Origin of the sequence: Streptomyces pinistramenti (genome assembly GCF_020564935.1) — a bacterium.
Lineage (GTDB): Bacteria > Actinomycetota > Actinomycetes > Streptomycetales > Streptomycetaceae > Streptomyces > Streptomyces pinistramenti.
The window spans coordinates 222,387-244,146 of sequence record NZ_JAJCXB010000003.1; the positions used below are offsets into that span (position 1 = coordinate 222,387).

At 70.9% G+C, this 21,760-nt stretch carries 17 protein-coding genes; 9 read left to right on the top strand and 8 right to left on the bottom strand.

The window, feature by feature from the left end:
- Window positions 1-37 precede the first annotated feature (37 nt).
- The 7 genes from LIU39_RS03955 (at window position 38) to LIU39_RS03985 (ending at window position 9,851) form a co-directional block, all read left to right on the top strand.
- The gene (locus LIU39_RS03955) at window positions 38-961 is read left to right on the top strand and encodes a carbohydrate ABC transporter permease (RefSeq protein ID WP_227044581.1); all 924 of its coding nucleotides are present in this window, start codon (window positions 38-40) and stop codon (window positions 959-961) included.
- 241 nt (window positions 962-1,202) lie between these two features.
- Window positions 1,203-2,402, top strand: a complete 1,200-nt coding sequence (locus LIU39_RS03960) for an ROK family transcriptional regulator (protein ID WP_227044583.1) — start codon at window positions 1,203-1,205, stop codon at window positions 2,400-2,402.
- Between the two features lie 140 nt (window positions 2,403-2,542).
- Window positions 2,543-3,637, top strand: coding sequence for a sugar ABC transporter substrate-binding protein (locus LIU39_RS03965; RefSeq protein WP_227044585.1), 1,095 nt, complete (start codon window positions 2,543-2,545; stop codon window positions 3,635-3,637).
- A 138-nt stretch (window positions 3,638-3,775) separates the two neighbouring features.
- Window positions 3,776-4,576, top strand: coding sequence for an ATP-binding cassette domain-containing protein (locus tag LIU39_RS03970; RefSeq protein ID WP_227044586.1), 801 nt, complete (start codon window positions 3,776-3,778; stop codon window positions 4,574-4,576).
- Window positions 4,573-5,877 (top strand): sugar ABC transporter permease, encoded by a 1,305-nt coding sequence (locus LIU39_RS03975; protein ID WP_227044588.1) that lies wholly within the window; start codon window positions 4,573-4,575, stop codon window positions 5,875-5,877. The genes LIU39_RS03970 and LIU39_RS03975 overlap by 4 nt, the downstream gene beginning before the upstream one ends.
- A gap of 244 nt (window positions 5,878-6,121) precedes the next feature.
- Window positions 6,122-8,128, top strand: coding sequence for a 1-deoxy-D-xylulose-5-phosphate synthase (gene dxs, locus LIU39_RS03980; RefSeq protein WP_227044590.1), 2,007 nt, complete (start codon window positions 6,122-6,124; stop codon window positions 8,126-8,128).
- A 196-nt stretch (window positions 8,129-8,324) separates the two neighbouring features.
- Complete coding sequence (locus LIU39_RS03985; RefSeq protein WP_227044592.1) at window positions 8,325-9,851, top strand: amino acid permease; 1,527 nt, start codon at window positions 8,325-8,327, stop codon at window positions 9,849-9,851.
- A gap of 30 nt (window positions 9,852-9,881) precedes the next feature.
- Here LIU39_RS03985 and LIU39_RS03990 read toward each other — a convergent pair whose 3' ends face one another.
- From LIU39_RS03990 to LIU39_RS04000, 3 genes are all read right to left on the bottom strand, one after another.
- Window positions 9,882-10,274 (bottom strand): NYN domain-containing protein, encoded by a 393-nt coding sequence (locus LIU39_RS03990; RefSeq protein ID WP_227044594.1) that lies wholly within the window; start codon window positions 10,272-10,274, stop codon window positions 9,882-9,884.
- Window positions 10,275-10,404: 130 nt separating this feature from the next.
- Window positions 10,405-12,543 carry a 3-hydroxyacyl-CoA dehydrogenase NAD-binding domain-containing protein gene (locus LIU39_RS03995; RefSeq protein WP_227044596.1) on the bottom strand — a complete coding sequence of 713 codons (2,139 nt, stop codon included), beginning with the start codon at window positions 12,541-12,543 and terminating at the stop codon, window positions 10,405-10,407.
- Window positions 12,540-13,757, bottom strand: a complete 1,218-nt coding sequence (locus tag LIU39_RS04000) for a thiolase family protein (RefSeq protein ID WP_227044599.1) — start codon at window positions 13,755-13,757, stop codon at window positions 12,540-12,542. The genes LIU39_RS03995 and LIU39_RS04000 overlap by 4 nt, the downstream gene beginning before the upstream one ends.
- 186 nt (window positions 13,758-13,943) lie before the next feature.
- Here LIU39_RS04000 and LIU39_RS04005 point away from each other — a divergent pair, with 186 nt between their 5' ends.
- Entirely contained in the window at window positions 13,944-14,735 is a 792-nt protein-coding gene (locus LIU39_RS04005; protein ID WP_227044601.1) for a PepSY domain-containing protein, read from the top strand.
- 65 nt (window positions 14,736-14,800) lie between these two features.
- On the opposite strand, the gene LIU39_RS04010 is transcribed toward LIU39_RS04005, so the two are convergent.
- The 3 genes from LIU39_RS04010 to LIU39_RS04020 form a co-directional block, all read right to left on the bottom strand.
- Window positions 14,801-16,075 carry a ribonuclease D gene (locus LIU39_RS04010; RefSeq protein ID WP_227044603.1) on the bottom strand — a complete coding sequence of 425 codons (1,275 nt, stop codon included), beginning with the start codon at window positions 16,073-16,075 and terminating at the stop codon, window positions 14,801-14,803.
- 77 nt (window positions 16,076-16,152) lie between these two features.
- On the bottom strand, window positions 16,153-16,815 hold the full coding sequence (locus tag LIU39_RS04015) for a response regulator transcription factor (protein ID WP_030279967.1): 663 nt from the start codon (window positions 16,813-16,815) through the stop codon (window positions 16,153-16,155).
- A 262-nt stretch (window positions 16,816-17,077) separates the two neighbouring features.
- Window positions 17,078-17,734 carry a DUF3000 domain-containing protein gene (locus tag LIU39_RS04020; protein WP_227044607.1) on the bottom strand — a complete coding sequence of 219 codons (657 nt, stop codon included), beginning with the start codon at window positions 17,732-17,734 and terminating at the stop codon, window positions 17,078-17,080.
- A gap of 102 nt (window positions 17,735-17,836) precedes the next feature.
- Here LIU39_RS04020 and hemE point away from each other — a divergent pair, with 102 nt between their 5' ends.
- A complete protein-coding gene (hemE, locus tag LIU39_RS04025; protein ID WP_227044609.1) occupies window positions 17,837-18,904 on the top strand; it encodes a uroporphyrinogen decarboxylase in 1,068 nt (355 codons plus the stop codon).
- Between the two features lie 4 nt (window positions 18,905-18,908).
- On the opposite strand, the gene LIU39_RS04030 is transcribed toward hemE, so the two are convergent.
- Both LIU39_RS04030 and LIU39_RS04035 read right to left on the bottom strand, forming a co-directional pair.
- Window positions 18,909-20,291, bottom strand: coding sequence for an FAD-dependent oxidoreductase (locus LIU39_RS04030; protein ID WP_227044611.1), 1,383 nt, complete (start codon window positions 20,289-20,291; stop codon window positions 18,909-18,911).
- Between the two features lie 169 nt (window positions 20,292-20,460).
- Window positions 20,461-21,657: a thiolase family protein gene (locus LIU39_RS04035; protein WP_227044613.1), complete on the bottom strand. Its 1,197-nt coding sequence runs from the start codon at window positions 21,655-21,657 to the stop codon at window positions 20,461-20,463.
- Window positions 21,658-21,760: the final 103 nt, after the last annotated feature.

The window sequence follows — 21,760 nt, forward strand, 5'->3', positions numbered from 1 at the left end:
TTCGGACACGACGAATCCTGGCGTGACGAATCCTGGCGTGACGAATTCTGATGTAACGAAGGCGAAGCCGGCGGACGCGGGAAGGGGCGGCCCGGCGAACGGGGCGGCGGGCCGGCCGGACACAAAGAGCAGTGAAGGCGGTGTCCTGAACGTCTTCTCGCACGGGGTCCTGGTGATCTGGGGCCTGTTGGTGGCCATGCCGCTGCTGTGGGCCGTGGTCAGCTCCTTCAAGGACGACACCGAAATCTTCGGTTCACCCTGGGGACTGCCGTCCGTTCTGCACTTCGACAACTGGTCGCGCGCCTGGGACAAGGCGAACATGGGCCAGTATTTCCTCAACTCGCTGATCGTGGTGGGCGGTTCGCTCATCGGGACGATGCTGCTGGGGGCGATGGCGGCGTATGTGCTGGCCCGCTTCGACTTCCCGGGGAACCGTTTCCTCTACTTCCTCTTCGTCGGCGGCATGGGATTCCCGGTCATCCTGGCGCTGGTTCCGCTGTTCTTCGTCATGAAGAACATGGCATTGCTGGACACTTACCACGGCCTGATCCTCGTCTACATCGCGTATTCACTGCCGTTCACGGTCTTCTTCCTCAGCGGCTTCTTCAAAACGCTGCCGACCTCGGTGGCCGAGGCCGCCCTCATCGACGGCGCCTCGCACACCCGCATCTTCTTCCAGGTCATGCTGCCGATGGCCAAGCCGGGCCTGATCAGCGTCGGCATCTTCAATTTCCTCGGGCAGTGGAACCAGTACCTGCTGCCGACGGTGCTCAACGTCGGCGATCCGCACAAGAAGATGCTCACCCAGGGGCTGGTGGCCCTCGCGGTCAGCCAGGGCTACAAGGGCGACTGGTCGGGCCTCTTCGCGGGGCTCACCATCGCGATGCTGCCGGTGCTCGCCGCGTACATCATCTTCCAGCGGCAGGTGGTCGCGGGACTCACCGCCGGCGCGCTCAAGTAGCCGGCGCCGGCGGCCCGCCACCCCCGGCCGGACCCGCCCGGCCGGGGCTCCCTCCGCTCCCGGGGCGCCGGGACCGGGCCGTGGCGGCTCGGCCCGTAGCTGCTCAAGGACTTGACGGGAGGCGACCGGGGCGCGTCATCTTAGATTCACATGTTGGAGACAAGCCGGGACCACGCTGTTGTGGCCCGGCCCGGCGGGCGGTCGTCGTGCCGCCCGTCCCAAGGCGGGAGTGGATGAGTCGATGGAGACTCCGGGGTCGCAGTCCTCGCTGCACCGGGCCAATCTGGAGCGGGTCGTACGCGCGGTGCGTATGGCGGGCTCACTCACGCAGGCGGAGATCGCCCGGAGCACGGGGCTGTCCGCGGCCACCGTTTCCAATATCGTTCGTGAGTTGAAGGACGGCGGGACCGTCGAGGTGACCCCCACCTCCGCGGGGGGACGGCGGGCGCGAAGCGTCTCCCTGTCCGGCGACGCCGGCATCGTCGTCGGGGTCGATTTCGGCCACTCCCACCTGCGGGTCGCCGTCGGGAACCTCGCCCACCAGGTCCTGGCCGAGCAGGCCGAGCCGATCGATGTGGACGCCTCCGCGGCGGAGGGCTTCGACCGGGCGGAACGGCTGGTCAGCAGGCTGGTCGAGGCGACCGGGATCCCGGCGGGCAAGGTCATCGGCGTCGGCCTCGGTGTGCCGGGTCCGATCGACGTGGAGTCGGGCACGCTCGGCTCCACCGCGATCCTGCCCGGCTGGTCCGGCACGAACCCCACCGACGAGCTGTCCGGCCGCCTCGGGGCCCCCGTCTACGTCGACAACGACGCCAACCTCGGCGCGCTGGGCGAGCTGGTGTGGGGCAGCGGCCGGGGCGCCGCCGACCTCGCGTACATCAAGGTCGCCAGCGGTGTCGGCGCGGGCCTGGTGATCAGCGGGCAGATCTACCGCGGGCCCGGCGGCACGGCGGGCGAGATCGGGCACATCACGCTGGACGAGGCCGGTCCCGTCTGCCGCTGCGGCAACCGCGGCTGCCTGGAGACGTTCACCGCGGCCCGCTACGTGCTGCCGCTGCTCCAGCCGAGCCACGGCCCGGATCTCACCATGGCCCGTGTCGTCCAGCTGGCCCGTGAGGGCGATCCGGGCTGCCGGCGGGTCATCGGGGACGTCGGACGCCATATCGGAAGCGGCGTGGCGAACCTGTGCAATCTGCTCAACCCGAGCCGAGTGGTGCTCGGCGGGGATCTGGCCGAGGCCGGCGAGCTGGTGCTCGGGCCGATCAGGGAATCCGTGTCGCGGTACGCGATCCCCAGCGCGGCACGGCAGTTGGGGCTGGTCCCCGGCACGCTCGGCGGCCGGGCCGAGGTGCTGGGCGCGCTCGCGCTGGTGCTGAACGAGATGGGCGATTCGACCCTCCTCGACGGCGCGCAGGGCGTCGAGAGCGCTGCCATCGCATGAGGTGGCTGACTTCAGGCACCTAACGCATGGCACCGTTGTCATCTCGTTAAGGATTTACTCCTTGACGGTGCGCTGGCGGCCGAGTTGACTTCCAGCCACCTCGGCCGCAACGACGCGGCCACGTCAGGGAGGCAAGCTCAATGAATGTCTGGACGCGTCGCGCCCTCATAGGTACCGCTGCCGTATCGCTGGCCCTCTCGGTGGCCGCCTGCGGCAAGGCCGGTGACGATGGCAAGGCCGCCGGCGGGGACAGCAAGACCATCGGTCTGCTGCTGCCGGAGAACAAGACCACCCGTTACGAAACCTTCGACCGGCCCCTCATGGAGGCGAAGATCCATGAGCTGTGCAGCGACTGCAAGGTCAAGTACAACAACGCGGCGCAGGAGACCGAGACCCAGAAGAAGCAGTTCGACGCGCTGATCACCCAGGGCATCAAGGTGATCATCCTGGACCCGGTCGACTACAAGGCCACCAAGTCGTGGGTCAACCAGGCCGCCAAGAAGGGCGTCAAGGTCGTCGCGTACGACCGGCTGGCCGAGGGCGAGATCTCCGCCTACGTGTCCTACGACAACGAGAAGATCGGCCGCCTCCAGGGCCAGGCACTGGTCAAGGCGCTCGGCAGTGACGCCAAGAACAGCAACGTGGTCATGATCAACGGCTCGCCGACCGACGCCAATGCGCCGTTCTTCAAGAAGGGCGCCCACACCGTCCTCGACAAGCAGGTCAAGAAGATCGTCTACGAGCAGGACATCCCCGACTGGTCGCCGGACGAGGCCAACAAGAAGATGAGCGCGGCCATCGACTCGCTCGGCAAGGACGGCTTCCAGGGCGTCTACGCCGCCAACGACGGCGAGGCGGGCGGCGTCATCACCGCGCTCAGGCAGCAGGGCGTCAAGGTCCCGGTCGGCGGCCAGGACTCCGAACTGGCGGGTCTCCAGCGGGTGTTGAAGGGCGAGCAGGCGTTCACGATCTACAAGCAGATCAAGCCGCAGGCCGACTCCACCGCCGAGATCGCCGTCAAGCTGCTCAAGGGCGAGAAGACCGACTCCCTGACACCCATCAAGGTCGACAGCCTCAGCGGCGACGTCAAGGGCATCCCGGCGAAGCTGTATGACGCGCAGGTCGTGACCAAGGACAACGTCAAGGACACGATCATCAAGGACAAGGTCTACAAGGCGAGCCAGATCTGCACCGCGGACGTGAAGGCGGCCTGCGAGGCGGCCGGCATCAAGTAGCCCGTCGGGCGGGGCCGCCGCGCCTCCCGCGGCCGCCCCGCCGCACCGGACCCGCCCGCGCGCCGGGCCGGGCCGTACCTCGCGAAGCCCTGTGCTCCCTGCACCACCATCCCCGCCGGTGTGAAGGCGGTGAAGGAGATGATTCACGTGTCCGCTGCGCCTGTGCTGGCGTTGCGCAAAATCTCCAAGCGGTTCGGCGCCGTCCAGGCGCTCACGGACGTCACGCTGGAGATCCACCCCGGTGAGGTGGTCGCCCTGGTCGGCGACAACGGCGCCGGCAAGTCCACCCTCGTCAAGACCATTTCGGGGGTCCACCCGGTCGACGAAGGCACCATCGAGTGGGAGGGCAGGCCGGTCCGCGTCACGAAGCCGCACGACGCCCAGGAGCTGGGTGTCGCCACCGTGTACCAGGACCTCGCGCTCTGCGACAACCTCGATGTCGTCGCCAACCTCTACCTCGGCAGCGAGATCCGCACCGCCGGTGTCCTGGACGAGATCGCGATGGAGAAGCGCGCCAAGGAACTGCTGGACACCCTGTCCATCCGGATCCCCAGCGTCCGGATCCCCGTCGCCTCGCTCTCCGGCGGCCAGCGCCAGGTCGTCGCCATCGCCCGTGCGCTGATCGGCGAGCCGAAGGTCGTCATCCTCGACGAGCCGACCGCGGCCCTCGGCGTCGAGCAGACCGCCCAGGTGCTCGACCTCGTCGAGCGGCTGCGCGAGCGGAACCTCGGTGTCATCCTCATCAGCCACAACATGGCCGACGTCCAGGCCGTCGCCGACCGGGTCGCGGTGCTCCGACTGGGCCGCAACAACGGTGTCTTCGACGTCGAGGGCACCTCCCACGAAGAGATCATCGCCGCCATCACCGGCGCATCGGACAACGCCGTCACCCGCCGCAAGGCCCGCACGGACCAGGTGAAGAAGGAGGACCCGCGATGAGCGACCTCACCAAGCGGCCCGCCGAAGAGACGGGCGCGGCCTCGGACACCGACGCCGCGCCCGCGGCCACGCCCGCCGCCGTCGACCCCCGCCTGCTCGTCCGCGAACAGGGCTTCGCCGGCTACGTGGGCGACTTCAAGCGCCGGGTACGCGGCGGCGAACTGGGCTCCCTCCCGGTCGTCATCGGCCTGCTCGTCATCGCCGTCGTCTTCCAGCTCAAGAACAGCAGCTTCCTGTCCGCCGACAGCCTCGCCAACATCGGCGTCTACACCTCCGGCCTCGGCATCATGGCCGTCGGCATCGTCTTCGTCCTGCTGCTCGGCGAGATCGACCTCTCCGTCGGCTCGGTGGCCGGCGTCGGCGCGGCCGTCTGGGCCGTGCTGAGCGTCACCCACGGCGTCAACGACTGGCTCGCCGTCCTCATCGCCGTCGTCGCCGGCGCCGCCATCGGCACGCTCCACGGCTTCTTCTTCGCCAAGGTCGGCGTCCCCGCCTTCGTCGTCACCCTCGCCGGCTTCCTCGGCTGGAGCGGCCTGCAGATCTGGATGATGGGCAAGGAAGGCTCCATCAACACCCCCAGCGGCAGCATCGTCGAGAGCCTCACCGGCTACTACTTCGAGGACAAGGCCGCCGCCTACGGGCTGGCCCTGATCGCGGTACTCGCCTACGCCGCCTCGCTCCTCCTGGACGCCAAGCGCCGCAGGGCGGCGGCCCTGCCGTCCCGGCCGCTCAGCGAGATCCTGCTGCGCACCGCCGTGGTCGCGGTACTCGCCTTCGCCGTCGCCTACGTCCTCAACGAGCCGGCCGGCGCCCGCGGCCTGCCGCTGGCCCTGGTCCTCTTCCTGGCCGTGCTGGTCATCGCCGACTTCGTGGTGCGCCGCACGACCTACGGGCGGCAGATCTTCGCGGTCGGCGGCAACGCGGAGGCGGCGCGCAGGGCGGGCATCAACGTCAACAAGATCCGCATCACGGTGTTCGCGATCTCCGGCATGCTGGCCGCCTTCGGCGGACTGTTCATCGCCAGTCTCTCCGGCGGCGCCACCAAGAACCTCGGCTCAGGCAACACCCTGATGAACGTCATCGCCGCCGCGGTCATCGGCGGCACCAGCCTCTTCGGCGGCCGCGGCAAGATCTGGTCCGCGCTGCTGGGCATGCTCGTCATCCAGTCGATCCAGCAGGGCCTGAACCTGCTCGGCATGGCCAGCGAGATCCAGTACATGATCACCGGCGCGGTGCTGCTCGCCGCCGTCGTCATCGACTCGGTGTCGCGGCGGACGCAGAAGACCGCGGGGCGCACGTGAAGCGCGGGCAGTCGTTCGTCTGACGGAGCGCATCCGGGCACCCGCAGCGCGCGCGGGCCGTCATCCCGGCCCCCACCAGGCACGTTCCGGTGGGGGCCGGTCCGTGTCCGGGGCCTGGCCGGATCCGGCGGGTCACCCGAGTGACATACATCGCAAGGCCCGGGGACCGCCGTAGCCGACGGAACATTAGACTCGGCTGATCGGCAACCTCGACCAGTTCGAAGCTCGACAGCAAGGAGGCACAGTGCAGAAGGTGCCGCGCGAAGCGCGCCAGGCCGGGTCGGTCGCTGGAGACGGGCGGGAGTTGCTGACCCGTATCGGAGGGCCACGCGACCTGGACCGGCTCACCCCGGAACAGCTCGTACAGCTCGCAGACGAGGTCCGCGGCTTCCTCGTCGACGCGGTCTCCAAGACCGGCGGACACCTCGGGCCGAACCTCGGTGTGGTCGAGCTGACCATCGCCCTGCACCGCGTCTTCCACTCCCCGAAGGACCGGGTCCTCTTCGACACCGGCCACCAGTCCTACGTCCACAAGCTGCTCACCGGACGCCAGGACTTCGCGGGACTGCGCACCAAGGGCGGCCTGTCCGGCTACCCCTCGCGCGCCGAGTCCGAGCACGACGTCATCGAGAACAGCCACGCATCGACGGTCCTCGGCTGGGCCGACGGCCTCGCCAAGGCGAACCAGGTGCGCGGCAAGGACGACCACGTCGTCGCGGTGATCGGCGACGGCGCGCTGACCGGCGGCATGGCCTGGGAGGCGCTGAACAACATCGCCGTGGCCAAGGACCGCCCGCTCGTCATCGTCGTCAACGACAACGAGCGCTCCTACGCGCCCACCATCGGCGGCCTCGCCGACCACCTCGCCACCCTGCGCACCACCGACGGCTACGAGCGTTTCCTGGCCCGCGGCAAGGACCTCCTGGAGCGCACGCCGGTACTCGGCAAGCCGCTCTACGAGACGCTGCACGGCGCCAAGAAGGGCCTGAAGGACTTCATCGCGCCGCAGGGCATGTTCGAGGACCTCGGCCTGAAGTACGTCGGCCCGATCGACGGCCACGACCTGGAGGCCCTGGAGTCCGCGCTGCAGCGCGCCAAGCGCTTCGGCGGCCCGGTCATCGTGCACTGCCTCACGGAGAAGGGCCGCGGCTACGAGCCCGCCGAGCAGGACGAGGCGGACCGCTTCCACGGCATCGGCGTCATCCACCCCGACACCGGCCTCCCGGTCGCCGCGTCCGGCGCCGACTGGACGTCCGTCTTCGGCGAGGAAATGGTCAAGCTCGGCCACGAGCGCGACGACATCGTGGCGATCACCGCGGCCATGCTCCAGCCGGTCGGCCTCCAGAAGTTCGCCGAGGCGTTCCCCGGCCGGGTCTACGACGTCGGCATCGCCGAGCAGCACGGCGCGGTCTCCGCGGCCGGCCTGGCCACCGGCGGGCTGCACCCCGTCTTCGCCCTGTACGCGACGTTCCTCAACCGCGCCTTCGACCAGGTCCTGATGGACGTCGCCCTGCACAAGTGCGGGGTCACCTTCGTCCTGGACCGCTCCGGCGTCACCGGCACCGACGGCGCCTCGCACAACGGCATGTGGGACATGTCGCTCCTCCAGGTCGTCCCCGGCCTGCGGATCGCCGCGCCGCGCGACGCCGACCAGGTACGCGCCCAGCTGCGCGAGGCCGTCGACGTGGACGACGCCCCGACCGTCGTGCGGTACTCCAAGGGCGCGGTCGGCCCGGCCGTCGAGGCGGTCGGACGGGTCGGCGGCATGGACGTGCTGCGTGAGCCCGCCGCCTCGGTCAAGCGTCCTGACGTCCTGCTGGTGTCGGTCGGCGCGCTGGCCCCCATGTGTCTGGAGATCGCCGGCCTCCTCGACAAGCAGGGCATCTCGACGACCGTGGTCGACCCGCGCTGGGTCAAGCCGGTCGACGCCGCGCTGCCGGGCCTCGCCGCCAAGCACCGCGTCGTGGTCACCGTCGAGGACAACATCCGCACCGGCGGCGTCGGTTCGGCCGTGGCGCAGGCGCTGCGGGACGCCGGGGTGGACGTCCCGCTGCGCGACTTCGGCATCCCCGAGCGCTTCCTCGACCACGCCTCGCGCAAGGAGGTCATGGCCGAGATCGGGCTCACCGCTCCGGACATCGCCCGCCAGGTCACCGGCCTCGTCGCCAGGATCGACGGCCGTTACGAGGACGCCGGCGCCGCGGAGGAAGCCGCGGGCACCCCGCGCCCGGCCGAGGTCGCCGGCGACTGACCCCGCAGCCGCAGCTCATGGGCCGGCCGGTCACCTGTTCGGGTGCTCCGACCGGCCCATCGGCTTGTCCGCCCACGCGTTCCATCGGGTGAATCCCCGCCGCCCGGAGGCCCGCCGCCCCTGACGACCGCTGTGCATTACGGAGACTCGGTCAGTTCGGGAGAGTGCTGACGGTCGTCCAGGTGGAGGTTCGCCCATGAGCAGACAGCAGGGCACAGGCAACGGCACGCGCCGCGACCGCGGCATGTTCCGCACAAAAACGGTCGAACAGTCCATCCAGGACACCGAAGATCCGGAACACGCGCTCAAGAAATCCCTGTCCGCGCTCGATCTGACCGTCTTCGGTGTCGGTGTCGTCATCGGCACCGGCATTTTCGTTCTCACCGGAAAGATCGCCAAGGAACAGGCGGGCCCCGCCGTCGCCCTGTCCTTCGTCGCGGCCGGTGTGGTCTGCGCCCTGGCGGCCCTGTGCTACGCGGAGTTCGCCTCCACGGTGCCGGTCGCCGGCTCCGCCTACACCTTCTCCTACGCCTCGCTCGGTGAGCTGCCCGCCTGGATCATCGGCTGGGATCTGATCCTCGAACTGGCGCTGGGCTGCGCGGTGGTCGCCGTCGGCTGGTCCGGCTATATGCGGTCGCTGCTGGACACCGCCGGCTGGCACCTGCCGGCGAAGCTCTCCGGCACCCAGGGCGGCACCTTCGGCTTCGACCTGCTCGCCTGCATCCTCGTCCTGGCCCTGACCGTCATCCTCGTCCTCGGCATGAAGCTCTCCTCGCGGGTGACCTCGGTGATCGTCGGCATCAAGGTGACCGTCGTCCTGCTCGTCGTCATCGCCGGCGCCTTCTTCATCAGCGGCGCCAACTACCGGCCGTTCCTGCCGCCCACCCAGGCCCACGTGGGCGAGAGCGGATACGCCGCCCCGCTCTCCCAGCTGATCTTCGGCTTCACCCCGTCCAACTTCGGCGTGATGGGCATCTTCGCCGCGGCCGCCGTCGTCTTCTTCGCCTTCATCGGCTTCGACATCGTCGCCACCGCGGCCGAGGAGACCCGCAGTCCGCAGCGCGACGTGCCGCGCGGCATCCTCGGCTCGCTCGCCATCTGCACCGTCCTCTACGTCGCGGTGTCCATCGTCGTCACCGGCATGCAGAAGTACAGTCAGCTGTCGACCGACGCCCCGCTCGCCGACGCCTTCAAATCCGTCGGCCACCCCTTCTACGCCGGCGTCATCAGCTTCGGCGCCGCGGTCGGCCTCACCTCGGTCTGCATGATCCTGCTGCTGGGCCAGAGCCGGGTGTTCTTCGCGATGAGCCGCGACGGGCTGCTGCCGCAGTTCTTCTCCCGCGTGCACCCGCGCTTCGGCACGCCCTACCGGTCGACCGTCCTGCTGGGCGTCGTCGTCGCGGTGGTCGCCGGCTTCACCTCGATCGACGTACTCGCCGAACTGGTCAACATCGGCACCCTGTTCGCCTTCGTCGTGGTCGCCATCGGCGTCGTCCTGCTCCGCCGCTCCCGCCCCGACCTGCCGCGGTCCTTCCGCACCCCGCTCGTCCCGCTGGTCCCCACGCTGTCCGTGCTCGCCTCGCTGTGGCTGATGCTCAACCTGCCCGCCGAGACCTGGCTGCGGTTCGCCGTGTGGATGGTCATCGGCTTCGCCGTCTACTTCGTGTACGGGCACGCGCACAGCCGGCTCGGCCTGCGCAACAAGGCCGCGGGCAAGGACTGAGGCCCGCCGCCGGGCCGCCACGGGACGTTCCTACACGCTCCCGCCCCGTGCGCCGCGGACCGCGCGGGGGCCCGCCACCCGGGCGCCCAGCGCCTCGACGCGGGCCCGCAGCTCCCGGTCAGCGGTCACCACCAGACAGTCCCGTCCCGCGCCCTCATCGCCCACCAGCTCCACCATCCGGTCGTCCCCGCTGCCCGGCGCGGACACCACCCGCACCCCGTCGACCGAGGCCACCGCACGGGCCGCGCCCTCCACCACGAGCACGATCTCCAACGGCGGCTCGACGAACCCCGGCACCCCGCCCGACGCATAGCCGGCCAGCGCGTCCCGCAGCCGCTCCGCCGCACCACGCCGGTCCCGCCACCAGCCGTCCGGCACCGAGCCGACGACGTTCGCGGCATCGACGATCACCAAGGAATCCATGGCCCCAGCGTGCCACGGGTGACGGACGGCGAAGCCCCGCCCGCAGACCCCCCGCACCCGCACGCGCGGACCGGCTCACCCGAGCCGGCCCGCGCTGTGTACGTACAGAGATCACTCCAGAGGCGCCCGCCTACGCAGGCACGCTCGCCACACCGGGAGCCAGGAACTTCTTGCCCGTCACCCGCTCCGAGACGCCCTCGCGGTCCAGGTACGGCGTGATGCCGCCCAGGTGGAAGGGCCAGCCGGCGCCGGTGATCAGGCACAGGTCGATGTCCTGCGCCTCGGCGACGACACCCTCGTCCAGCATCAGGCCGATCTCCTGCGCGACGGCGTCCAGGACGCGGTCACGGACCTGCTCCTCGGTCAGGACGGTGTCGCCCTGCTCCAGGAGCGCGGCGACCTCGGGGTCCAGCTCCGGCTCGGCCGGATTCTCGGCGGAGTGGACGTAGAAGCCGCGCTTGCCGGCCTTGACCACGGCGGCGAGGTTCGGCGAGACCTTGAAGCGGTCGGGGAAGGCGCCGTTCAGCGTCTCCGAGACGTGCAGTCCGATCGCCGGGCCGACCAGCTCCAGCAGCACCAGCGGCGACATCGGCAGGCCGAGCGGCTCGACCGCCTTCTCGGCGACGGTGACCGGGGTGCCCTCGTCGATGACGTTCTGGATCTCGCCCATGAAGCGGGTCAGGACGCGGTTGACGACGAACGCCGGGGCGTCCTTCACCAGCACGGCCGTCTTCTTCAGCGACTTGGCGACGGAGAAGGCGGTGGCCAGCGACGCGTCATCGGTCTTCTCCGCGCGCACGATCTCCAGGAGCGGCAGGATCGCGACCGGGTTGAAGAAGTGGAAGCCCACGACCCGCTCGGGGTTCTTCAGCTTCGACGCCATCTCGGTGACCGAGAGCGACGAGGTGTTGGTGGCGAGGACGGCGTGCTCCGGCACGACCGCCTCGACCTCGGCGAACACCTTCTGCTTGACGCCCATCTCCTCGAAGACGGCCTCGATGACGAAGTCCGCGTCGCCGAACGCGGCCGCCTTGTCGAGGTGACCGGAGACCAGGCCCTTGAGGCGGTTCGCCTTGTCCTGGTTGACCCGGCCCTTGAGCAGCAGCTTGTCGATCTCGCCGTGCACGTACTCGACGCCCTTGTCGACCCGGGCCTGGTCGATGTCCGTGAGGACGACCGGCACCTCCAGGCGACGGGCGAAGAGCAGCGCAAGCTGCGAGGCCATCAGGCCGGCGCCGACGACACCCACCTTGGTGACGGGACGGGCCAGCTTCTTGTCCGGGGCACCGGCCGGCCGCTTGGCGCGCTTCTGCACCAGGTTGAACGCGTAGATGCCGCTGCGCAGTTCGCCGCCCATGATCAGGTCGGCCAGCGCCTGGTCCTCGGCGTCGAAGCCCTGCTGGAGGTCGCCGTTCCTGGCAGCGGCGATGATCTCCAGCGCGCGGTAGGCGGCGGGGGCCGCGCCGTGCACCTTGCCGTCGGCGATGGCCTTGCCGCGTGCCACGGCCTCGTCCCAGGCCGCACCGCGGTCGATCTCGGCCCGTACGACCTCGGTGTCGCCCTTCAGCACCGAAGCGGTCCAGATCAGCGACTGCTCCAGGAAGTCCGCGCCTTCGAAGAGGGCGTCGGCGATGCCGAGTTCGTGGACCTGGGCGCCCTTGAGCTGCTTGTTCTGGTTGAGCGAGTTCTCGATGACGACGGAGACCGCGCGGTCCGCGCCGATCAGGTTCGGCAGCAGCACACAGCCGCCCCACCCCGGTACGAGACCGAGGAAGACCTCGGGCAGCGAGAACGCCGGCAGCGCCTTGGAGACGGTGCGGTAGGTGCAGTGCAGCCCGACCTCGACGCCACCGCCCATCGCCGCGCCGTTGTAGTACGCGAAGGTCGGCACGGCCAGGCCCGAAAGCCGCTTGAAGACGTCGTGGCCGCCCTTGCCGATGGCCAGCGCGTCCTCGTGCCGCTTCAGCAGCTCGACGCCCTTGAGGTCGGCGCCGACCGCGAAGATGAACGGCTTGCCGGTGATGCCGACACCGACGATGTCGCCGGCCGCGGCCTCCTTCTCCACCTGGTCGACGGCAGTGTTGAGGTTCGCCAGCGACTGCGGCCCGAAGGTGGTCGGCTTGGTGTGGTCCAGGCCGTTGTCCAGCGTGATGAGCGCGAACTTCCCCGCGCCCTGGGGCAGGTCGATGTGGCGTACGTGCGCCGCGGTCACAACCTCGTCGGGGAACAGCTCTGCCGCACCCTTCAACAGCTCAGCGGTAGTACTCACTTGTTCCCCTCGAAGTGCGGGTTCTCCCAGATGACCGTTCCGCCCATGCCGAAGCCGACGCACATGGTGGTGATGCCGTAGCGGACGTGCGGCTGCTCCTCGAACTGCCGGGCCAGCTGCGTCATCAGGCGCACGCCGGAGGAGGCGAGCGGGTGGCCGAACGCGATGGCGCCGCCGTACTGGTTGACGCGCGGGTCGTCGTCCGCGATGCCGTAGTGGTCCAGGAGCGAGAGCACCTGCACCGCGAAGGCTTCGTTGATCTCGAACAGGCCGATGTCATCGATCGTCAGGCCGGCCTTGGCCAGCGCCTTTTCGGTCGCCGGGACCGGGCCGATGCCCATGACCTCCGGCTCCACACCCGCGAACGCGAAGTCCACCAGGCGCATCTTGACCGGCAGGCCCAGCTCGCGCGCCACGTCCTCGGCGGCGATCAGCGAGGCGGTCGCGCCGTCGTTGAGCCCGGCGGCGTTGCCCGCGGTCACCCGGCCGTGCGGACGGAACGGGGTCTTGAGTCCGGCGAGGTTCTCCAGGGTCGTCCCCGGACGCATCGGCTCGTCGGCGGTGGCCAGACCCCAACCGGTCTCCCCGGCCTCCGCGTTGGTGCGCCGCACGGAGATCGGCACCAGGTCGGCCTGGATCTGCCCGTTGGCGTACGCCTTCGCGGCCTTCTCCTGGCTGCGTACCGCGTACTCGTCGGCGCGCTGCTTGGTCAGGTGCGGCAGTCGGTCGTGCAGGTTTTCCGCCGTCATGCCCATGAACAGGGCGGACTGGTCGACCAGCTTCTCCGACACGAAGCGCGGGTTGGGGTCGACACCCTCACCCATGGGGTGGCGGCCCATGTGCTCGACGCCGCCGGCCACCGCGATGTCGTACGCGCCGAAGGAGACGCCGCCCGCGATGCTCGTCACGGCGGTCATCGCGCCGGCGCACATGCGGTCGATCGAGAAGCCGGGCACGGACTGCGGCAGGCCCGCCAGGATGCCGGCCGTACGGCCCAGGGTCAGGCCCTGGTCGCCGATCTGGGTGGTCGCCGCGAGGGCGACCTCGTCGATCGTGGCCGGATCCAGATCCGGGTTGCGGCGCAGCAGCTCCCGGATGCACTTGACGACCATGTCGTCGGCGCGGGTCTCGTGATAGATGCCCTTCGGGCCCGCCTTGCCGAACGGGGTGCGGACGCCGTCGACGAAGACGACGTCCCTAGCGGTACGAGGCACGTTGGCTCTCCTCCAGGTGCGGGATGGCACTGCTGCGGGGCGCCCCGGGGGACGCGTCACACCCCTCATGCTACTTACGGGTAACCAAGCTGCACAGCCCCCTCGCCCGGAGCGGCGAACGTCACACCCGGCGGGCGCCGTCCGGGTAAAGGTGTGATCCGACCCATACCCGCTTAAAGTGCCCATATGGATACCAAGAGCACTCGCGTGGTGACACGCAGTATGCATCCGGTAGGGCCCCGTGCGATCGGCCTGGTGTGCGCCGTCGCCACCGCAGGCGCGCTGCTCGCGGGCTGCGGGAGCGGGACGGGCAAGGGCGCGGGCAACGTGAAGAGCGGTCCCGGCAGTCCGGCGGCCGAGGAAGCGGCCGCCGCCTCGCCGAGCGGCTCCGCGAACCCCTCGAAGAGCGGTTCCCTCACCAAGGACCAGACCGAACGCAAGGCCCTGATCTCCAAGGCCAAGGTGACCTACGACAAGGCGCTGACCTCGGCCCTGGCGGCCGTACCGCACGCGAAGGCGGTCTCCGCCGACCTGGAGGACCACCACGGCAAGACACCCACCTGGGACGTGGACGCGGCCACGTCCGACGGCACCGTCCACCAGGTCCACGTCGACGCGGTCACCGGCAAGGCGGACAAGCCGAGCGTCAAGTCGGGCCAGAGCAAGGAGGACAAGAGCAAACTGGCCGAGCGGCTGGGCAAGGCCACCGTCACGGCGCAGCAGGCGGCGCAGACCGCGACGGCGAAGAAGAAGGGAACCGTCACCGGCATCAAGTTGGGGAAGGGCGAAAGCGGCGGCAGCGCGAGCCCGAGCTCCAGCTCCAGTGCGAGCTCCAGCCCCGGCAGCGCGAGTCCCAGCGCAGGCGGCGGCGGGGCGGCGGCATGGTCCGTCGATGTCGTGAGCAGCAAGGACTGGAAGAAGACGACCTTCGGCATCGACGCCGCGGACAAGAAGATCCTGCGCGAACACGTCGGCTAGGACTGACGACGCCACACGCACGCACCCCGGCGCCCCGGAAGGGGACCGTCGGGGTGCCTCGCGTGTCAGTCGCCGTTGGCTTCAAGCGCCGTCGTGAGGACCGGCGTGACCTGCTCGATCTGCCAGGCACGGGCGCCGTGACCCGCGAGGACCGCGGCGACCGCCTCATCGGTGGGCTCGGCGGGCGGCTCCCAGCACAGCCGGCGCACCGTGTCGGGCGTGATGAGGTTCTCCTGAGGGAGATTCAGCGACTCGGCCAGCGCCGTCACGGCGGTACGGGCCGCCGAGAGCCGGGCTGCGGCCACCGGGTCCTTGTCGGCCCAGGAGCGGGGCGGCGGCGGTCCGTTGAGCGGCGCTCCCGGCTGCGGCAGTTCGCTGTCCGGCAGTGCCCTGGCGCGATCGACGGCGGCCTGCCACTGCTCCAGCTGACGGCGGCCCATACGGTGCCCGAAGCCGGGCAGCGCGGCCAGGGCGTGCGTGTTCGGCGGAAGATTCAGCGCCGCCTCCACGATCGCGCCGTCGCCGAGCACCTTGCCGGGCGACACGTCGCGCTTCTGGGCAACCTGGTCGCGTGCCGTCCACAGTTCCCGTACGACGGCCATCTGGCGGCGTCTGCGCACCTTGTGCATGCCGGAGGTGCGGCGCCAGGGGTCCTTGCGGGGCGGCGCGGGCGGCGCGGCGGCGATGGCCGCGAACTCCTGCCTGGCCCACTCCAGCTTCCCCTGCTCCGCCAGCTCCTCCTCCAGGGCGTCCCGCAGGTCCACCAGCAGCTCGACGTCGAGCGCGGCGTAGCGGAGCCAGGGGTCGGGCAGCGGGCGGGTGGACCAGTCGACGGCCGAGTGCCCCTTCTCCAGCGCGTATCCGAGGACGTTCTCGACCATCGCGCCCAGGCCGACCCGGGCGAAACCGGCCAGCCGGCCGGCCAGCTCGGTGTCGAACAGCCGGGTCGGGACCATCCCTATGTCGCGCAGACAGGGCAGGTCCTGGGTGGCGGCGTGCAGGACCCATTCGGCGTCGGCGATGGCCTCGCCGAGGGCCGAGAGGTCGGGGCAGCCGACCGGGTCGATGAGCACGCTGCCGGCGCCCTCGCGGCGCAGCTGGACGAGGTAGGCGCGCTGGCCGTAGCGGTAGCCGGAGGCGCGTTCGGCGTCCACGGCCACGGGGCCGCGGCCGGCCGCGAAGGCGGCGACGACCTCGGCGAGCGCATCGTCGGTCTCGGTCACCGGAGGGATGCCCTCGCGGGGCTCCAACAGGGGTTCCGGCGCCGGTCGGGAATCCGGAGGCGAGTCTCCGGCTGCTCGCAGTGTCGTGTCTGCTGCGGTCTTTTGGGCGTCGGTCACCAGTCAAGGGTATCTGTGTATGCGCATCGCCCGTCGAGGGAACGTTCCCTCGACGGGCGATGCGGTCGTGTGACGGGTCAGTGGATGATTCCGGTGCGCAGGGCGACGGCCACCATTCCCGCCCGGTCACCGGTGCCGAGCTTGCGGGCGATGCGGGCGAGGTGGCTCTTGACGGTCAGGGCGGACAGGCCCATCGAGACGCCGATGGCCTTGTTGGACTGGCCCTCCGCCACCAGCCGCAGCACCTCGACCTCACGGCCCGACAGCTCGCGGTAGCCGCCGGGGTGACCCGGGGCGCCCGGCGGGCGGCGCTGCATACGGGCGGCATGGGCGCCGATGGGTGCGGCGCCGGGACGTCCCGGCAGTCCGAGGTTGGTGCGGGTGCCGGTGACGACGTAGCCCTTGACGCCGCCGGCGAGGGCGTTGCGTACCGCGCCGATGTCGTCGGCCGCCGACAGCGCCAGGCCGTTGGGCCAGCCGGCGGCCCGGGTCTCGGACAGCAGGGTGAGGCCGGAGCCGTCGGGAAGATGGACGTCGGCAACGCAGATGTCGCGTGGGTTACCGACGCGGGGACGGGCCTCCGCGATGGACGACGCCTCGATCACGTCACGCACTCCGAGCGCCCACAGATGGCGGGTGACGGTGGAGCGGACGCGAGGGTCGGCCACGACGACCATGGCCGTCGGCTTGTTCGGGCGGTAGGCGACCAGGCTCGAAGGTTGCTCGAGGAGAACAGACACCGGGCCTCCTGGGGGGAGTGGCGAGGGCGGAAGAAGACCGGCTACAGGGGGCGAGCCGGAATGTTCCGTGATGGAAGGGTCACTGACCTCTTCGGCAGCAATACGGCGGGACTTTAGACTTTGATCACGATTTAGTTGGGTGCAATTCGGGCAAATCGGATGCGTGATCGATCATACGTGAGCACCGAGGTGATCAGAGGCGTACGCATGACGAAAGGGCGCCGCACCGGTTCGGTGCGACGCCCTTGAGGCCCGTCGGTACTCAGCGTGGCTGTGGGCCGCGGCGCTGTGGCAGCGGGACCACGCCGCCGCGCGGCGCCGCTTCGAGTGGGACCGGTGGCAGCCCGGCGACCTGGCACAGCAGGTCGCACCACGCGGCCAGGTGCGCCGCCAGATCCGGCACGCCGCCCGGTCCCTCCGCAGGCGTCCACGAGGCGCGGATCTCGATCTGGGTGGCGGGCTCGCGTGAGGCGAGCCCGCCGAAGTAGTGCGAACCGGCCCGCGTCACCGTGCCGCTGGGCTCGCCGTACCGCACCGAGCGCGCGTCGAGCGCGCCCGTCAGCCAGGACCAGGAGACCTCGGGCAGCAGCGGATCGGTGCCCATCTCCGGCTCCAGTTCGGCACGCGCCAGGGTCACCACCCGGAAGGTGCCGGCCCACGCCTCGTGGCCGGCCGGGTTGTGAAGCAGCACCAGCCTGCCGTCCGCCAGATCGGTGTCCTCCCCATCGGCACCCGAGCCCCGTTCGACGACCGCCGCCTCCAGCGCGTACGCGAACGGGGCGAGCCGTTTCGGTGCTGGTGTCGGGTCGATCTCGATCTCGGGCCGCAGTCGTGCCGCGCGGAGCGACTCGACCGCCTGACGGAAGGGGATCGGGGTTTCGTCCGCGCTGTCCGCGAGGTGTTCGTGAGCCGCAGCCATGCCCGGAAGATTAGGCGGAACCCGGCCCGCATATGGGGAGGACACCCGGTGCGCGCGTCGCCCATTCGGAGGTGTCGTTCCGTGCATGCGAAGATTTGGGGCGTGAGCGCCAACCACCGCCCCGCGGGCCAGCAGCAGACCGGTACGTACGACTCGGCTTTCCTCAAGGCGTGCAGGCGCGAACCGGTGCCGCACACGCCCGTGTGGTTCATGCGCCAGGCGGGGCGCTCGCTCCCCGAGTACCACAAGGTCCGCGAGGGCATCGCGATGCTCGACTCCTGCACGCGGCCCGAGCTCGTCACCGAGATCACCCTCCAGCCGGTCCGCCGGCACGGCGTCGACGCCGCCATCTACTTCAGCGACATCGTGGTCCCGCTCAAGGCCATCGGCATCGACCTCGACATCAAGCCCGGCGTCGGCCCGGTCGTCGAGAAGCCGATCCGCAGCCGCGCCGACCTGGAGCAGCTGCGTCCGCTGGAGCCCGACGACGTCGCGTACGTCACCGAGGCCGTCCGGGCGCTCGTCGGTGAACTGGGCGCCACGCCGCTGATCGGCTTCGCCGGTGCGCCGTTCACGCTCGCCAGCTACCTCATCGAGGGCGGTCCTTCCCGCAACCACGAGCACACCAAGGCGCTCATGTACGGTGACCCGCAGCTGTGGGCCGACCTGCTCGACCGCCTCGCCGGCATCACCTCCGCCTTTCTCACCGTGCAGATCGAGGCCGGGGCGAGCGCCGTCCAGCTCTTCGACTCCTGGGCCGGCGCGCTGTCCCCCGCCGACTACCGCCGCTCGGTCATGCCCGCGTCCGCCAAGGTCTTCGACGCGGTCGCGCACCACGGCGTGCCGCGCATCCACTTCGGCGTGGGCACCGGCGAACTCCTGGGCCTGATGGGCGAGGCGGGCGCGGACGTCGTCGGCGTCGACTGGCGGGTGCCGATGGACGAGGCGGCCCGCCGGGTCGGTCCCGGCAAGGCGCTCCAGGGCAACATCGACCCGGCCGTGCTGTTCGCGCCGCGCGAGGCGGTCGAGGCCAAGGCCCGCGAGGTCCTGGACGCGGCGGCGGGCCTGGAGGGGCACATCTTCAACCTCGGCCACGGTGTGCTGCCCGCCACCGACCCGGAGGCGCTGACCCGCCTCGTCGAGTACGTCCACACGCAGACCGCGCGCTGACCCGTCAGGCCCCGGCGGCCCGTACCGCCGCCGTGGCCTTCCTGGCCGCCACCAGTACCGGATCCCAGACCGGCGAGAACGGCGGTGCGTAGCCGAGGTCGAGCGCGGTCATCTGCTCTACCGTCATCCGGGCGGTCAGCGCGACGGCCGCGATGTCCACCCGCTTGCCCGCGCCCTCGTGGCCGACGATCTGCACGCCGAGCAGCCGTCCCGTGCGGTGTTCGGCGAGCATCTTCACGTGCATCGGGCGGGCCCCCGGGTAGTAGCCCGCCTTGTCGGTCGACTCGATCGTCGCGGTGACGAACTGGAGCCCGGCCGCCTGCGCCTGGCGTTCGAGCAGTCCGGTGCGGGCGATTTCCAGATCGCAGACCTTGCTGACGGCGGTGCCCACGACACCGGGGAAGGTGGCGTAGCCGCCGCCCACGTTGGCGCCGATGACCTGGCCGTGCTTGTTGGCGTGGGTGCCCAGCGCGATGTGGCGGGTGCGGCCCGACACCAGGTCCCAGACCTCGACGCAGTCGCCGCCCGCCCAGATGTGCTCCTGGCCGCGTACCCGCATGGACAGGTCGGTGAGCAGCCCGCCGAATTCGCCGAGCGGCAGTCCTGCCGCGGCGGCCAGCGTCGTCTCGGGCTCCACCCCCAGGCCCAGCACGACCACGTCCGCCGGGTACTCGGCGTCCTCGGTGGCCACCGCGCGGGCCCGCCCGTCCGCGTCCGTCAGCACCTCGGTGACGTGCGCGCCGCGTACCGTTTCGATGCCCATCGCGCACATCGCCGTGTGCACAAGCGCGCCCATGTCCGGATCGAGGGTGGACATCGGCTGCTCGCCGCGGTCCAGGACCGTCACCTCGTACCCGCGGTGGATCAGCGCCTCGGCCATCTCGACGCCGATGTACCCGGCGCCGACGACCACGGCGCGCCGGCCGGTGGCCGAGGTGAGCGTGTCCAGCAACGCGCGGCCGTCGTCCAGGGTCTGCACGCCGTGCACGCCCCGTGCGTCCATGCCCGGCAGGCGGGGCCGCAGCGGGCGGGCCCCGGTGGCGAGCACCAGTTTGTCGAAGCCGGTCCAGGACTCGCCGCCGCCGTCCAGCGTGCGGGCGCGCACCCGGCCGCGGTCCAGGTCGAGTTCGGTGACCTCGGTGCGCATCCGCAGATCGATGGCGCGGGCGCGGTGCTCCTCGGGCGTACGGGCGATCAGGCCGGCCGGCCCTTCGACCTCGCCGCCCACCCAGTACGGGATGCCGCAGGCCGAGTACGAGGTGAAATGGCCGCGTTCGAAGGCGGTGATGGCCAGTTCGCCGGGTTCCTTCAGGCGCCGGGCCTGCGAGGCGGCCGCCATTCCGGCCGCGTCGCCGCCGACCACCACCATTCGCTCCGCAGCCGCCATGTCCTGTGCCCTTTCGCCGGGTTCGCCGTGTACCGCGGTGTCCGGCGGCCGGCCGGGGAGCCCCGGCGCCGTGGCCGTGCCGGGCCCGCACCACGTCGCCAGGCTACGGTGCGCGGCCGGCCGGTGCGGGCCCCGCAACGGGGACGCGGAGCCCGTCCCTTGCCGCCTCCTACCGTTCCAGTACGAGCGCCAGCCCCTGCCCCACGCCGATGCACAGTGCCGCCAGGCCCGTTCCCGAGCCCAGCGCGGCGAGTTGGTGGGCCACCGAGCCGGCCAGCCGGGCACCGGACGCGCCCAGCGGGTGGCCGATCGCGAGGGCGCCGCCGCGCGGATTGACCACCGTAGGGTCGAGGTCAGGCCACTGGCCGATGCAGCCCAGCGCCTGGGCCGCGAACGCCTCGTTCAGCTCGAAGGCCACCACCTCGCCGAAGCCACGCCCCGACCGGTCGAGGGCCCGGCGCACCGCCTCCACCGGGCCGAGCCCGAACAGCTGCGGCTCCACGCCGGTCACCGCGCTCGCCCGGATCCGGGCCAGCGGTTCGCGCCCTGTGGCCCGCAGCCCCTCCTCGTCGGCCAGCAGCAGGGCGGCCGCGCCATCGCTGAGCGGCGAGGAGTTGCCCGCGGTGACCGTGCCGCCGGCCGTACGGAACACCGGCTTCAGCTTGGACAGCGACTCCAGCGAGGATCCCTCGCGGAGCGACTCGTCCCGCTCCAGTGACGCCTCGGGCAGCGGCACGACCTCCGTGTCGTAGGCGCCCTCCTGCCAGGCGCGCACCGCTTTCTGGTGGCTGGCCAGCGCGAACACGTCCTGCTGTTCGCGGGTGATGCCGTGCCGGTCGGCGATCAGTTCGGCGCCTTCGCCGAGCGAGACCGTCCACTCGGGCCGCATCCGCGGATTGACCATCCGCCAGCCCAGGGTCGTGGAGGACAGCTCCTGATGGCCCGCGGGAAAGGCGCTTTCGGGCTTGCGCAGGACGTACGGTGCGCGGCTCATCGACTCGACGCCGCCCGCCACCGCGAGGTGCGCGTCGCCGAGCGCGAGGGCACGGGCCATCTGGACGACCGCTTCCAGGCCCGAGCCGCACAGCCGGTTGACGGTCACGCCGGGCACCGTGACCGGCAGGCCGGCCAGCAGCACGGCCATCCGCGCGACGTTGCGGTTGTCCTCACCCGCGCCGTTCGCGTCGCCGAAACAGACGTCGTCGATCCGCGCCGGATCCAGCGCGGGGGTGCGGCCCACCAGCGCCTTGAGCACGTGCGCGGCGAGGTCGTCGGGCCGGAGCCCGGCCAGCCCGCCGCCGTACTTGCCGACGGGGGTCCGTACGGCATCGACGATGTAGACATCCCGTACGCGGTGGTCGGTCATCGGATGACGTCCTCGCTGTCCTCGCGCGGTGGGCGCGCTCCGGGCTCGGCGGTGGGCGGGCGGCAGAAAGATCGTCGTCGCCCGCACCGAGTCTTTGCCCGGC

Coding starts and splice junctions, on each gene's coding strand:
- LIU39_RS03960 (WP_227044583.1), top strand. CDS start 1,203: ATGGAGACTCCGGGGTCGCAGTCCTCGCTGCACCGGGCCAATCTGGAG.
- LIU39_RS03965 (WP_227044585.1), top strand. CDS start 2,543: ATGAATGTCTGGACGCGTCGCGCCCTCATAGGTACCGCTGCCGTATCG.
- LIU39_RS03970 (WP_227044586.1), top strand. CDS start 3,776: ATGATTCACGTGTCCGCTGCGCCTGTGCTGGCGTTGCGCAAAATCTCC.
- LIU39_RS03975 (WP_227044588.1), top strand. CDS start 4,573: ATGAGCGACCTCACCAAGCGGCCCGCCGAAGAGACGGGCGCGGCCTCG.
- LIU39_RS03985 (WP_227044592.1), top strand. CDS start 8,325: ATGAGCAGACAGCAGGGCACAGGCAACGGCACGCGCCGCGACCGCGGC.
- LIU39_RS03990 (WP_227044594.1), bottom strand. CDS start 10,274: ATGGATTCCTTGGTGATCGTCGATGCCGCGAACGTCGTCGGCTCGGTG.
- LIU39_RS04005 (WP_227044601.1), top strand. CDS start 13,944: ATGGATACCAAGAGCACTCGCGTGGTGACACGCAGTATGCATCCGGTA.
- LIU39_RS04020 (WP_227044607.1), bottom strand. CDS start 17,734: ATGGCTGCGGCTCACGAACACCTCGCGGACAGCGCGGACGAAACCCCG.
- LIU39_RS04030 (WP_227044611.1), bottom strand. CDS start 20,291: ATGGCGGCTGCGGAGCGAATGGTGGTGGTCGGCGGCGACGCGGCCGGA.
- LIU39_RS04035 (WP_227044613.1), bottom strand. CDS start 21,657: ATGACCGACCACCGCGTACGGGATGTCTACATCGTCGATGCCGTACGG.